We start from the raw sequence: 13,152 nt of genomic DNA, 5'->3' as shown, positions 1-13,152 counted from the left end.
GCCACCGCCACGCGCCGCGGTGCATGCATCCCCCGCCCGCCACCCGCGGGCTTCACGCCACGCACGTCATCCGATGGAGCGGCGGCGGACCCCGCGGAGCTGCAACCGGACGATCCGCAGCTGGTTCAGCCCGAACGCGCCCGCCAGCGGTAAGCAGACCAGGGCCGGCAGCAGGTAGCGGTAGTCGAACACCGCGGTCGCGCAGGGCACCACCAGCAGGGCGAGCCCCATCGCGACCAGCAGCAGGCAGTCATGGCGTGCCCGGGCAAGGCCATAACCGGAGGCGACCATCGAGGCCAGCCCACCGACCAGCACGCAGGCCCCGAGCAGCGGCCCTGGCGTGAACCCGAACACCTGGTATCCCCGGAGCAGGCCACCCAGCGAGGGATCGTACCGACGTGGCACCGCCTCGCCTCTGAAGTCCCGCAGCACCAGGTCGATGTGCCAGCGCGGATCGACCCGCCCGGTCGGGAACCGCCAGCTCCCGAGGTACCAGTCGGGTGGCTCAGCGTGGCGTGACAGGGCGAAGTAGTGCAGGACATCATGCGCCACCAGAGCGGCGTACCGGTGGGGCTGTGCCGCGATCACCTTGACGGCGAAATCGCGGAGCAACGCGTTGCTCTCCGCGTCGAACGCCCGGAAGTGGTACCGCGGGCTGGCGGCGTCCCAGTCATAGTAGTTCGGCCCGGGCCGCTCCTCGGGCGGATGCGGTGAGCACAACGGGACCTCCCGCGGCGCCACCTCGATACGGGCACAGTCCGCGAACGGCGCGACCCGGCCCCAGAGAAACATCCCGTCGACGTTCTGCAGCGCGAAGCTCCCGTGTACGGCGGCGAACCACGCCGCATACGCCAGCAACGGTGCCGCCCAGCACAGGACAAACACGATGAGGCGGCGCGCCCCGGCCCCGCGGGCGATCAGGTAGCCGGCGGCGAGCGCTCCCAGCACCAGCGCCACCGAACGGGTGAGGGCAGCCGCGGCGAGCAGCACACCGGCGGCGGCGGACACGGCGACGGTCGGGCGCGGGCGGTACAGCAGCAATACGACCGCCGCGGTCAGCAGCGCGGCGAACACCGTCTCCGCCATGACCATCTGCTCGATGTCCACCTGATAGGCGTCCAGGAGCACGGGCGCGGCAGCCGACGCCGCCAGCCATCGGGGCAGGCCACGCCGCAACGCCAGGTAGTACAGCGCGGACCCGATCCCGAGACCGAGCAGATGCGCGACAGCGGGAACCACCGCCAACGACGGCGACCAGGAGAACAAGAACAGGAACGCGGAGTAGCCGAACGGCCGGACCGGATCCGGGCTGAGCTCGCGGACACAACGCAGGTAGGAGTAGGAGTCGCCATAGAACTCCAACGCCGGCCAGTAGGCGGCGAACGCCGCGATGCGCAGCGCGGTGCCGGCGCCGAGCAGCAACACGAACAGGCGGTGCCGCATCCACAACCGGCCGGCATGCCGCCGCACCATCGGGCCGGGCCCTGCCGGGACCGTCTCTCCGGCGGCAGGCAGCCTGGCGGGACCGCCCGCTGCCACCCGCTCGAACGGCGTTGGGGTGAGCATGTCGACAACGGTGCGCAGCGGTGATCGTACGGTCATACCGGCTGCCGGCCCGCTCCCGGGCATGCCCGTCCCATCGGTCGCTCACCGCCACGGCCGGCCATCTCAGCAGGTGATCACGTTACGGGCCGGGTCGCCACGCACAGCACCGACTGCCCGAACGGCACCCGCATCCGCTGTTCGACAAAACGGCTGGTCGGCACGACGACCCGGTCGTAGAGGCGGACCAGGCGTGGGTCCACGCCGCGCTGGCCCGCTCGCCGGACAGCCACCCACCAGGCGAAGGCGCCCAGCAGGTTCACCGGATGCATCCGCTCCACGCGAAGGCCGGCCAGCTCCACCGGCCGCCGCAGCGTGGCTGGTGTGTAGCGGCGGAAATGACCGACCATGCGGTCGAACTCGCCGTACAGCGCCGGATACGCCGGCACCCACAGCACAACGCGACCGCCGGGGACCACCAGACGAGACAGCCCTCGCAGCGCGGCCACATCGTCTTCGATGTGCTCCAGGACGTTCATCATGATCAATGTGTCAGCCGGGCGCGGCACGGGCGCGGCTCCCTCAGGCAGCTCGGTCCCGGTCAGGGCCGCGACGTCAAGCATGATCACATCGACGTCCGCGCGGCCGGCGAAACGGTCACGCAACGTCCGCAGGCACAGTGGATCGGTGTCCGAAACAGTAAGATGATCATAGCCGCGCAGGCCCGCGGCGAAGTCTCCCAGGCCCGACCCGATCTCCAGAACACGCCGGCCGCAGTGCGGCGAGACGAGGTCACGCTCGAACCGCCGGTAATTGACCGCGTCCGCGCCACCCAGGTGATTGTCCAGCAGCCGCCGATCACAACCAGCGGCAAAGGGGATCACTGCTGGCCCGCCGTCGCCACCGCGGTCATTTCCGGCGCACCGCGTCAGGCCCGGGACAGCCCGCTATCAGCAGCTGGAGGAAAAAGGACGCGAAGACGCTCTGCGCGCCGAGCACCATCAGCGTCATAGCCAGCAGCGCCGGCCGCGGCTCGTTGACCGGGCCAAGATCGGCGGCGAGGCAGTGCCCGAAAACGACCGTGCCCGCCAGCAGCCCGCTGACAAACAGCACACAACCAGCTGCCAGACCGCGCTCGAGGGTGAACCGTCGGTGCGTCCAGGCGAGCAGTCCGCGCGGGTGCCCGGCCCGGCCCAGCCCGCGGTTGTAGGTGTCGGCGAAAATCCCGAGCAGCACCGCCTGCCAGCCGAGGACAGCGGCCATCGCGAACAACACGCAGAGCTGGACGCCGAATCGGTGGAAGCCGGCGTCGAGGACTCCGGGCAAGAGCACGACCTGCCCGGTGATACCGAGCGCCAGCAGCATCAGCCCTGGGGCGACAAACAGGTGACGCGGCGCGAGCAACAGCATGAAACGCACATGCCGCCAACCATCCCGAAACATACGAAGTTTGGATGTACCGACCCGCGGTCGGTACGTGATCGGCACTTCTTCGACCCGCAGGCCGACGCGGGCAGCCAAAATGATCAGCTCTGAGGCAAGCTCCATCCCGCCGCATCGCGGCCCCATCCGCTCGTACGCGACACGAGTGAACGCCCGCATCCCAGAATGGGCATCAGACGAGGCGAGGCCAAAGAACCGGTTAAGCATCCCGGTCAGCAGCGGATTACCCAGATAACGATGTGACCACGGCATCGCGCCAGGCATGATTTTTCCGATGAACCGGGAGCCGAGAACATAGTCGGCGCGACCGGCCCGCAGCGGCTCGACAAGCAGGGAAATTTCAGAAAAGTCATATGAGTCATCGGCGTCGCCCATCACCAGATAGCGACCACGAGCGGCCTCGAATCCGGCGAGATAAGCGTTTCCGTAGCCACGGCGCGGCTCCACCAGGACACGCGCGCCGACCGAGCGCGCGACCGCGGCCGACCCGTCCGTCGAGCCGTTGTCAACGACGATCACCTCCCCATCGAGACCAGCCGCGGCAAGACCCGCAAGGGCCTTACGCACGCACGTCCCGACCGACGCCACCTCGTTGAGGCACGGCATCACCACGGAAATCTCCACGGTGCTACGCCCGGTGGCGGTACCGGCCGGGCTCACCAGGCCCGTCCGGCCCTGTTCGGTGATCGCGGCCGCGGCCAAGGAGTGTCTGCTCGATGGCGGTCGATGTGGGCGATGATCCAGCAAGTGGCCCGCACAGCCGAGGAGACCCGGAAGCAGGCCCGGATAGCGGTGTTCTGCCCGGAGCGACGAGCCGGGGTCCCCGTGCGGCGCGAAGCGGCCCACGGGCAGCGATGCGGCAGGATGCCCGCTGGGCATCGCTCCGCACGGTTGAAGATCCATCAGACACGCCCTGGCCGGTCCGTCAACGCCACCCGATTCTCGGTCACCCAGCCTCCCGATGTGATCGACAATGGATACCATCAGCGACAGTACTAACACTTAAGGCGAAAGAGCCGCAGGAGTGGACCGCGGGTTTTGGACGGTGAGTAATATTAATATTATTCTCAGTAAAATCATTCATGAAAATCAACAGAGGGGAACGAAGCCTGCCGGGGGGTACCTGCCGGTGCGGTAGCGCGATCAGGGATCGTGGAGGACCAACCGCGGCCTCTCGCGGCCGACGCAGGAAGAAAGGAACCACCATGGCGGATGTGTCGGTACGCTTCGCGATGACCGATGACAGCGAGATCGTGCTCAACCTGTCGCTCACGCAGGCGATCAGGCTGACCGAAGCCATCGCCTCCAAGGTCAGTCAGGCCATGACCGAGCAGCCCCCCCGGGGGAGCCTCAACGGCAGCTCCTACGGTGGCCCGGCCGTGCGGCCAGGCCCCTACTCCACATCCTGATGCTTCACCACAGCGCGGCCGCCAACAGCGACCGCGCGACCCACGAACAACGACCAGCCCACACGCTCGGGGCCCCCACATTTTCGCGAAGCGGAAATGTGGGGCTAGCCCGTCAACTGGGCGATAAGCGCCCGGAGCAGTTCGAGGTCGCGCCGACGGGTTTCCGTCGGCGAACGACCGTCGGAGCTTTCCGGCGCAAGTGACGCACGAACTCTGCGCAGTTTGTCCCGCAGGTACTGGACCTCGTCCGGGGGCAGCAGCCCCTCGCGCAGCAATAGCACGACGTGCCCACCGTGCTCGACGACGTCGATGGGCGCCGGCATCGCGACGGTCACGACGCGGATGCCGATCGGCTCCTGTTGATCATAAATCATGAAAAGCCGATCCTCCGCGATGACCTCGGCCGTGCCGTCGTCCCAGAGAACCGTCGCGCGGGCCGCGCTTGGCGGTACCCAGCCGACCGTCTCGACCCGCACCCTGTCGTCACCCGGCCCTGGCCCACGGCGCGGTGCGGTGTGTACCGCCAGCACGGTTCCGCAGCGCGACCAGACCCCACCACCAAGATCATCTACTGGAGATACCCGATCTCCCCTGGCGAACATGACGAGACCGCCTCGGCCATCGGGTGCCGCTGGTCTCTGCGCCGGCATAGCGTGATCGTAGAGTGATATGGGTGGCGGCTGTCACGGGCGCCTGCCGACGCCAGCCGGCCATAGGGCCTGGACACACACGTGGTCACAGATCCGAACGCCTCCGGCGCCGAATGCTCGGCCATGCATCGCCCGACACTTCACGGAGTTGATGCCCGCAATCCCCTGGCTGGGCGTACGTTCGCGGAGCGGCTGGAACGAACGATCCGTTGGCGCTCACCCGGAGGCCACCCATGCGCGACACCGACTATCCCCCCATCGAGGAACACGCGGTTATCGGCGATTTGCGCACGGTAGCACTTATCGCGACCAACGGCACCATCGACTGGTACTGCCCAGAGCGCTTCGACAGCCCCTCGGTGTTCGCCAGCCTGCTCGACGCCGAACGCGGCGGAGCATTCCGCATCCACTGTCCCGGCTCCCGCACCAAGCAGCTCTACCTGCCGGACTCCAACGTGGCGATGACCCGTTTCCTCGCGCCGCAGGCCGTCGGGGAGGTCGTCGACTTCATGGTCCCGGTCGACAGCGACGTCACCGAAGCACCGCACGTCATCGTCCGCCAGGCCCGGGCCGTCCGCGGGCGAGCCGCGTTCTCGCTGCGCTGCCACCCGCGCTTCGACTACGGACGCACACCACATACAGTGACGATCGTCGACGGTCAGGGAGCGGTGTTCGACTCCCCTGTCGGTACCCTCACACTACGCACCTGTGTGCCTCTTGTGCCCGACGGAGAGGGCGTCACCTCGACATTCGCGCTGGACACCGGAGAAAGCGCGGATGTCGTCCTGGAATGGAACACCCCCATCCGCCCGCTCGTGGCAGGCGAGGCGGAGCACCTGTTCAACCGCACCCTGGTCTACTGGCAGAACTGGCTGCGCCGCAGCCGGTATCACGGCCGCTGGCGGGAAATGGTGAACCGCTCAGCGCTCGTTCTCAAACTGCTGGTGTACCGGCCGACCGGTGCGCTGGTCGCCGCGCCGACCACATCGCTGCCGGAAGAACTCGGCGGCATCCGCAACTGGGATTATCGTTACACCTGGATCCGCGACGCCGCGTTCACCATATACGCCCTGATGACGCTCGGGTTCACCGACGAGGCCGCCGCCTTCATGGACTGGCTGGAACAGCGCTGCCACGAAGCCCAGGCAGATAACGGCCTGCATGTCCTGTACAGCGTGGACGGCAATGCCGACCTTGATGAAATCGTGCTCGAGCACCTGGACGGCTACCGTGGCTCGCGGCCGGTCCGGATCGGCAACGGCGCCGCCGGCCAGCTCCAGCTGGACATCTACGGCGAGCTCATGGACTCGGTCTACCTGTACAACAAGCTCGCCGCGCCCATTTCCTTCCAGCTGTGGGAGGCGCTTTCCCGCCAGCTCGACTGGCTCGCCAAACACTGGGAGGAACCGGACGAAGGCATCTGGGAGACCCGCGGCGGCCGGCAGCGCTTCACCTATTCAGCCTTGATGACCTGGGTGGCCTTTGAACGTGCGTGCCGCATATCCCGCCAGCGCGGCCTGCCCGGCCCGACGAACGAATGGAAGGACTACGCCGGCCGCGCCTACCGTTTTGTCCAGAACGCGGCCTGGGACCCGGTCCGCGGCGCGTATATGGAACATCCCGGATCATCCAGGCTGGACGCCTCGCTGCTGTGCATGCCGCTGGTGAAGTTCTCCGGGCCCACCGATCCGCGTTTCCTGTCAACTCTCGACCGCGTCGGTGAGGACCTCGTCAGCGACAGCCTGGTACGCCGCTACGCCACCGACGGCAGCGACGGTCTGCACGGGGACGAAGGCACGTTCAACCTGTGCTCCTTCTGGTACGTCGAGGCCCTCACCCGCGCGGGCCGGGTCACCGAGGCCCGGCTGGTGTTCGAGAAGATGCTCACCTACGCCAACCACGTCGGCCTGTACGCCGAGGAGATCGGGCCGTCCGGAGAGGCGTTGGGGAACTTCCCGCAGGCGTTCACGCATCTCGCCCTGATCAGCGCCGCCGTCCACCTGGACCGGGCGCTCGGCTAGAACGATCTCCATAACAGGAGGTCGCCGACGGGCATAGGAGCCGTCAGGCGTCCGCGTGTCGGCTGGAAGCCGACATGTTGCTGACGGGTGACCCGATCCACCGGCAGGATGGGTGGGGTACATCCGGCTCACCAGCGCTGGGCTGAAGACGATGCAGGGACGATGGACGAGGGGCGCGACGATGGCGGGACTTGACCGTTTCCGGGTCGAGGTGGTGACCGGACGCGGAGCGGATGCCGGGGTGGTGGTCCGTCTGCCGGGGGTCCTTGTCGTCGCCCGGATGGGGCGTCCCGAAACACACGAAGTAGCCAAGACGCTACTGGCACTATGCGCTGAGGTCGCCAGTGACTCGGGGCCGGCGTCGAGTACCGGCCGCCGGCTGGTACGCCGGGTCGCTGGGCTGCTCGCGGACGCCGACCCAGAGGCCGTGCCCGACTTCACCCTGGTGGCTGGGGTGGGCGACCGGTTGGCCGCGCTGATCCACGGTTCGATGGAACTGGCCGCCCACGGACCGACCCCGCTCGCGCTGTCCGGAGCCGAATCCGCCACCTGGGTGGACCGCCTGCTGCCCGCCGAGGTCGCCCGGCTCGACATCGGGCCGGTGGGCACACTCGGACCAGCCGGCATCGTCGGCGCCGATGGCGTGACAAGCGACCCCAGAGGTGACGCTTTCCCGCTGGACCTGCGGATCGGTGCCGTGCCCGGCATCGGGGCGACGCTGGTGGCCTCCGACTCACCGGCGGCGGTCGTACCCAGAGGCGCTGAGGAGGAGTTCCTGGCCGAGATCGGCGGGCCACTCGACCCGATGACCTCGGCGGCACCGATCCCGGCGGCGGGCGGCGAGCCGGCGGCGGGCGCGTCCCCCGGCGCCGGGCCGCAGTCGGTGTCGTCGATGTCCACGGCGCCACCGGCCCTGGCACCCCTGAACAGCCAGGACATCGACGATGCGGCGCGCTGGCGAGCAGCTGGCCAGCCCACGCAGGCCGCGGACTTCGCCGCTCTCACGTCCGCCGATGACGAACCACCGGCCGAACTCGCCGGACGTGACTCAGCGGCCCGGATGGAGGACACCGAGAGCGAGGCGCTCACGGAGCTGCCCGGCCGCGGTCTCGACGTCGCCGACCTGTTCGACGACCAGGACGCCCCGACCATGCTGCCCGGCCAGTCCGAAGCTCAGGTCGAGGGGATCCTCTGCGCCAACAGCCACTTCAATCACCCCGCCGCGCCGTACTGCACAGAATGCGGACTGTCCCTGGCCCAACAGACCGGGAAGCCGGTCTGGGGCCCCCGGCCGACAATCGGGATAATCGTCTTCGACGACGGCACGGCCATCGACGTCGACAAGGACCTGGTGATCGGTAGGCAGCCCGACCGGGACGAAGCCGTGCGAGCGGGCCGCGCGCGTCCGCTGATGGTCGAGGACGGCGAGAGCGCGGTGTCCCGCGTCCATGCGATCATCACGCTCAGTGGGTGGGACGCGGTCATCGCGGACCAGGGCTCAGCGAACGGCACCTACATCGCCCCGCCCGAGGCGACCGTGTGGACACCGCTGAACCCGCACGAGCCCGCTCCGCTCGTCCCCGGTACCCGGGTCCAGGTGGGCAAGCGGACGTTCGTGTTCAACTCGCGGATGCAGGTCTGAACGCGACATGGCCAGCGGCGACAGGACAAGCGACGGCAGCGGCCCCGGTGACAGCGACGGTGACAGTGGTGGGGACGCTGACCGGACGGTGAGGTTACGCCGGGCGTCCCGCTGGGTGCCGCTGGCGCTCGCCCTGGTGGTCGCGCTGCTGGCGGCTGGCGCGGGCCTGCGGGGAATCATTGACCGGCCCCCCGGCGACGGCTCCGTGGACGCGGGGTTCGCCCGCGACATGTCCGCCCATCATGCTCAGGCTGTCCAGATGGCGATGGTCGAGTTCCGCGGCGGTGCCGACGCGACCCAACGAGGCGTCGCCGCGGACGTCGCGCTCACCCAGCAGCGGGAGATCGGCATCATGTCGGCGTGGCTGACCCAGTGGGGCCTGCCACAGGTCTCGACTGACCCACCGATGCGCTGGATGCGGTCCGTGCACCTGGACCATGACAGCTCCGGACATGGCGGGGCCGCCACGGACGCCGTGCGCATGCCTGGCATGGCCACCAGCACGGAGCTGAGCCAGCTGGCCGGGGCGTCCGGGCGGGAACTGGACGCCCTCTTTCTCACCCTCATGATCCGCCACCACCGCGGCGGGATCACGATGGCGCAGGAGGCCGCGGCCCGCGCCGAGGAGCCCGACGTGCGCGCGCTGGCCCGAGCGATGGTCATCAACCAGGCAGCCGAGATCGAGCAGATGCAGGCCGATCTGCGTGCCATGGGCGTGCCCCCGGCCTGACCCGCCAGCAGCCCGCGCGAACCTTCTGGCCGCGCTGGCGGACAACCCGCCTGCGCCCCGTGCCGACACAGACCACACCTGTCCATCGGCTCGGACTTTCCTGACGTTGCCCCCACGGCATCTACTCCACGTCATTAGAGCGCCCGAGGATAGGGCGTTCGATCAGTGAGCGGCTCATCCGCGCCCGATCCGGCAAGGCGGCGGAGGAAGGCGCCCTGGTGCTGGGCGCCGACCGACGACAACGCGGCCGGGCGGGATGCGGGGAGCCGCGAGCCGGACAGTCCTATCCTCGGGCGCTCTAAGTCGGCGCACAAGAAGTCGGCTATAAAGGAATTATTCTGACCAATTTTTACTGTCCGGATACGGAGAGTCATTCATGGCAGCTGACACCACACAGGGCACCGGCCAACCGACGCAGCCTGGAAAAAAACGCCCCCGCTGGCTGAAGGGGCTGCTCATCGGTGGGATCATCGCGGTCGTCCTCCTGGTCGGCGGGCCGTTTGTCTACATCAATTTCATCGAAAGCACGCCCCCGGCCGAACTGTCCGTTGACACGCAGGCGAGCGGCGCGGGCGGCGGAACCACCAGCGGATCAGTGGATGGCACCTGGAAAATCACCAGCGGCTCGCAGGCCGGGTACCGCGTCAAAGAAGTCCTGTTCGGGCAAAGCACCACCGCGGTCGGCCGGACCTCAGACGTCACCGGACAAATGATCATTTCTGGAACGACCGTTCCCACCGCCGGGTTTACCGCGGACATGACCACCGTCGCCAGCGACCAGTCACAACGTGACAACCAGTTCCGTGGACGGATCATGGAGACGTCGAAGTACCCGACAGCCAGCTTCACGCTGACCAAACCGATCGACCTCGGCTCGGTGCCCGGTGCTGGCGAGAAAAAGACCTACCAGGCAACCGGTGACCTCACCCTGCACGGCGTCACCAAGTCAGTCACAATCCCGCTCACCACACAGCGGTCGGGCGCGCAAATCCTGATCAGCGGGCAGATCCCGGTCGTGTTCGCCGATTACAATATCAACAACCCGAGTTTCAGTGAGATCAAAACCGAGGACAATGGAATCATGGAAGTTGGGCTCGTGTTCACCAAAGCCTGATCCCGAGACGATGACGCATTGGGCGTACCATGGCCGGCTGTGCCCGTAGCCGACCAAGACACTCGATCTCTCGCCACCATGCGGGCGGGGCTTTGTCTCGTTCCAGACCACCTCCTGGGTCTCCTTCCGGGCCACCTCGTCGGCGCATGACCGCGAAGCGGCAACCGGAGCTGGTCGGTCGCACGGCGCTGGTAACCGGAGCATCCAGCGGGATCGGGCGCGCCATCGCCGTGCGGCTCGCCGTCGCGGGGGCGTCGGTCGTCGCGACCGGCCGGAACCGACGGGCTCTGGACGAGTTGGCCGCGGCGGCGGACCGCCGTGAGGTCGAGATACATCTCCACCCGGCTGACATCACCGACACCGATGCCCGAGCCGAGCTCGCCGCGGCCGTCCGCCAGCTGCCCGGCGGTCTGTCCATCATGATCCATTCAGCCGGCGCCTACCAGCGCTCGCCCGTGGCGGAAGCGGACATCAGCGACCTCGACCACCAGTACGCGGTGAACGTCCGTGCCCCCTACGCCCTCACCCAGCTCCTGCTCCCGGAACTCCTCGACGCCGGCCGGCGCTCAGGCGGAGACATCATCTTCGTCAACTCGACCCAGGGCATCACCGCCAGCCCGAACATCAGCCAGTACGCCGCCACCAAGCACGCGCTGCGGGCCATCGCCGACAGCCTGCGCGCGGAGGTCGCCGACGCGGGCGTCCGGGTGTGCACGATGCTCCCCGGCCGGACAGCGACCCCCATGCAGCGCCAAGTGGTCCAGGCCGGCGGCCCGTCCTGGGCGCCGGACACACTCATGGCACCGCGGGACGTGGCCGAAATGGTGACAGCGGTGCTCGCTCTGCCCATCCGCACCACCGTCACCGAGGTCGTGATGCGCCCGGCACGCATGCTCCCCGGGTAGCCCCTGATACCCCTGTTGCCAGGCACTCATAGACGGCTGTCAATAATCGGGGCATGCTGCAATGATGGCCGCGACCCATGCCCGTTCCGGACCGGAGGCGCTGGCGAACGAGGACTGGGCATGCCGCACGCCGCTTGCCCGCGAGCCGCTGTCCGCCGAGGCGGCCGCCCAGCTTGCCGGCGTCCTGAAGGCCATGGGCGACCCGACCCGGCTGCGGCTGCTCTCACTGATCTACGCCCATGCCGGCGGCGAAGCGTGCGTGTGTGAACTGACCGAACCGCTGGGCCTGACTCAGCCCACCATCAGCCACCATCTCAAGGTGCTCGTCGACGCCGGTCTGCTCACCCGCGACAAGCGCGGTGTGTGGTCCTACTACCGGACTGTTCCCGCGCGGCTGGCCGCTCTCGGTAACATAATCATGCCGAGTGGGCTCACGGATGGCGGCGTGCCCGGCTGAGCTTCCACGAGGCTGCGGACGTCCCAACATGGGCGTGGCGTACCGTGGCGGCACAATCGAAGCAACAGGAATCGGAGCGTTTCCGGGGGGTGCGGCCGTGCCGGGAACGACGCCACCGCCCGTGTCGGGCAATGTCGTGGCCCCGCTTCGTCCGGAGGACCCTCGCCAGCTCGGGCCCTATCGCATCGCCGGCCGCCTCGGGCAGGGTGGGATGGGCGCTGTCTTCCTCGCCTCCCACCAGGATCCCGCCCAGCACGATGCCTCCCGCCAGGACAGCCAGTGGGTAGCGATCAAGGTAATACGCCCGGATCTCGCCGAGCACCCCGAGTTCCGCGCCCGCTTCCGGCGCGAGGCGGAAAGCGCCCGCAAGGTGAAGCGCTTCGCGACCGCCGCGGTACTGGATGCTGACCCCGACGGCCCCCAGCCCTACCTGGTAACCGAGTACGTCGAGGGACCGACCCTGTCGAAAATGGTCAGCGCCCGCGGCCCGCTGCGGCCCGCCGACCTTGAGCACCTCGCGCTGAGCGTCGCGACCGCGCTGAGCGCCATCCACAACGCCGGCATCATCCACCGGGACCTGACACCGTCCAACGTGCTGCTGTCACCGGTCGGCCCCAAGGTGATCGATTTCGGGCTCGCCCGCTCGTCGAACATCCTGACCAATATCAGCCATGTCGGCGCGCAGCCGATCGGCACGCCCGGTTACATGGCTCCTGAGCAGATAGTCGACGAGCCTGTCACCTCGTCCGTGGACGTGTTCGCCTGGGGCAGTGTCGTCATCTTCGCCGGGACCGGCCATTCGGCCTGGGGCGACGGACCCACCGACGTGATCCTCTACCGGATCATCCACGACGAGCCACGCCTCACCGGCATCCCGGACGACCTGCGCGAACTTGTCACGCGTGCGATGTGTAAGGACCCGGCCCAACGCCCGAGCGCCGACGCGCTGCGGGCCGTCCTGATGGGCGGTGCGGACGCCACCAGCCTGACCAGGCCGCCGGGGACGGCGGGAGCCCAGCCGAGGAAATCGGCGAGACGGCTGCGCAGAGGATCCGCGGAGGGCGGTCAGTCGGGCCGGCGCCCGGCGCCCGCCCAGCACGCCCCGCGCGATCCGGCGGCCGCGGTGCCGTCACCGCCCGACGTCGGTGGCACCGTGGGGCTCGTCCCGTCTGACCCGCCCGCGCCACCGCCGCCATCGTCGCCATCGTCGGTGCCATCGTCACCGGTCTCGCCCTATCC

At 68.5% G+C, this 13,152-nt stretch carries 12 protein-coding genes; 8 read left to right on the top strand and 4 right to left on the bottom strand.

Features of this window, described 5'->3' with window-relative positions; all coding sequences use genetic code 11:
• Nucleotides 1–66: 66 nt before the first annotated feature.
• Genes MJ785_RS10925 through MJ785_RS10915 form a run of 3 tightly spaced genes read right to left on the bottom strand, consistent with a single transcriptional unit; the run spans nucleotide 67 to nucleotide 3,687 of the window.
• Nucleotides 67–1,629, bottom strand: coding sequence for a hypothetical protein (locus MJ785_RS10925; RefSeq protein ID WP_239380656.1), 1,563 nt, complete (start codon nucleotides 1,627–1,629; stop codon nucleotides 67–69).
• A 50-nt stretch (nucleotides 1,630–1,679) separates the two neighbouring features.
• Complete coding sequence (locus MJ785_RS10920) at nucleotides 1,680–2,426, bottom strand: bifunctional 2-polyprenyl-6-hydroxyphenol methylase/3-demethylubiquinol 3-O-methyltransferase UbiG (protein WP_239372257.1); 747 nt, start codon at nucleotides 2,424–2,426, stop codon at nucleotides 1,680–1,682.
• A 25-nt stretch (nucleotides 2,427–2,451) separates the two neighbouring features.
• The gene (locus MJ785_RS10915; RefSeq protein ID WP_239311041.1) at nucleotides 2,452–3,687 is read right to left on the bottom strand and encodes a glycosyltransferase family 2 protein; all 1,236 of its coding nucleotides are present in this window, start codon (nucleotides 3,685–3,687) and stop codon (nucleotides 2,452–2,454) included.
• Nucleotides 3,688–4,190: 503 nt separating this feature from the next.
• Here MJ785_RS10915 and MJ785_RS10910 point away from each other — a divergent pair.
• Complete coding sequence (locus tag MJ785_RS10910) at nucleotides 4,191–4,394, top strand: hypothetical protein (RefSeq protein ID WP_131745275.1); 204 nt, start codon at nucleotides 4,191–4,193, stop codon at nucleotides 4,392–4,394.
• Between the two features lie 104 nt (nucleotides 4,395–4,498).
• Here MJ785_RS10910 and MJ785_RS10905 read toward each other — a convergent pair whose 3' ends face one another.
• Nucleotides 4,499–4,870 carry a hypothetical protein gene (locus MJ785_RS10905; RefSeq protein ID WP_239380655.1) on the bottom strand — a complete coding sequence of 124 codons (372 nt, stop codon included), beginning with the start codon at nucleotides 4,868–4,870 and terminating at the stop codon, nucleotides 4,499–4,501.
• Nucleotides 4,871–5,277: 407 nt separating this feature from the next.
• Between MJ785_RS10905 and MJ785_RS10900 the strand changes: the two genes are divergently transcribed.
• The 7 genes from MJ785_RS10900 to MJ785_RS10870 all read left to right on the top strand — a co-directional run.
• Nucleotides 5,278–7,065: a glycoside hydrolase family 15 protein gene (locus MJ785_RS10900; RefSeq protein WP_239311044.1), complete on the top strand. Its 1,788-nt coding sequence runs from the start codon at nucleotides 5,278–5,280 to the stop codon at nucleotides 7,063–7,065.
• 181 nt (nucleotides 7,066–7,246) lie between these two features.
• Nucleotides 7,247–8,707, top strand: a complete 1,461-nt coding sequence (locus MJ785_RS10895) for an FHA domain-containing protein (RefSeq protein ID WP_239311045.1) — start codon at nucleotides 7,247–7,249, stop codon at nucleotides 8,705–8,707.
• Between the two features lie 7 nt (nucleotides 8,708–8,714).
• Entirely contained in the window at nucleotides 8,715–9,437 is a 723-nt protein-coding gene (locus tag MJ785_RS10890) for a DUF305 domain-containing protein (RefSeq protein WP_239311046.1), read from the top strand.
• Nucleotides 9,438–9,813: 376 nt separating this feature from the next.
• Nucleotides 9,814–10,551: a YceI family protein gene (locus tag MJ785_RS10885; protein ID WP_239311047.1), complete on the top strand. Its 738-nt coding sequence runs from the start codon at nucleotides 9,814–9,816 to the stop codon at nucleotides 10,549–10,551.
• 146 nt (nucleotides 10,552–10,697) lie between these two features.
• Complete coding sequence (locus MJ785_RS10880) at nucleotides 10,698–11,456, top strand: SDR family oxidoreductase (protein WP_239345543.1); 759 nt, start codon at nucleotides 10,698–10,700, stop codon at nucleotides 11,454–11,456.
• 61 nt (nucleotides 11,457–11,517) lie between these two features.
• A complete protein-coding gene (locus MJ785_RS10875) occupies nucleotides 11,518–11,913 on the top strand; it encodes a metalloregulator ArsR/SmtB family transcription factor (RefSeq protein WP_239311049.1) in 396 nt (131 codons plus the stop codon).
• 28 nt (nucleotides 11,914–11,941) lie between these two features.
• The coding region (locus MJ785_RS10870; RefSeq protein WP_239380654.1) for a serine/threonine-protein kinase at nucleotides 11,942–13,152 on the top strand (1,211 nt) is incomplete at its 3' end.

The sequence above is a fragment of the Protofrankia sp. CiT1 genome (genome assembly GCF_917627335.1).
Taxonomy (GTDB): domain Bacteria; phylum Actinomycetota; class Actinomycetes; order Frankiales; family Frankiaceae; genus Protofrankia.
Note: the sequence above shows the minus strand (reverse complement) of the source record. Positions and strands in the feature narration are given on the sequence as shown.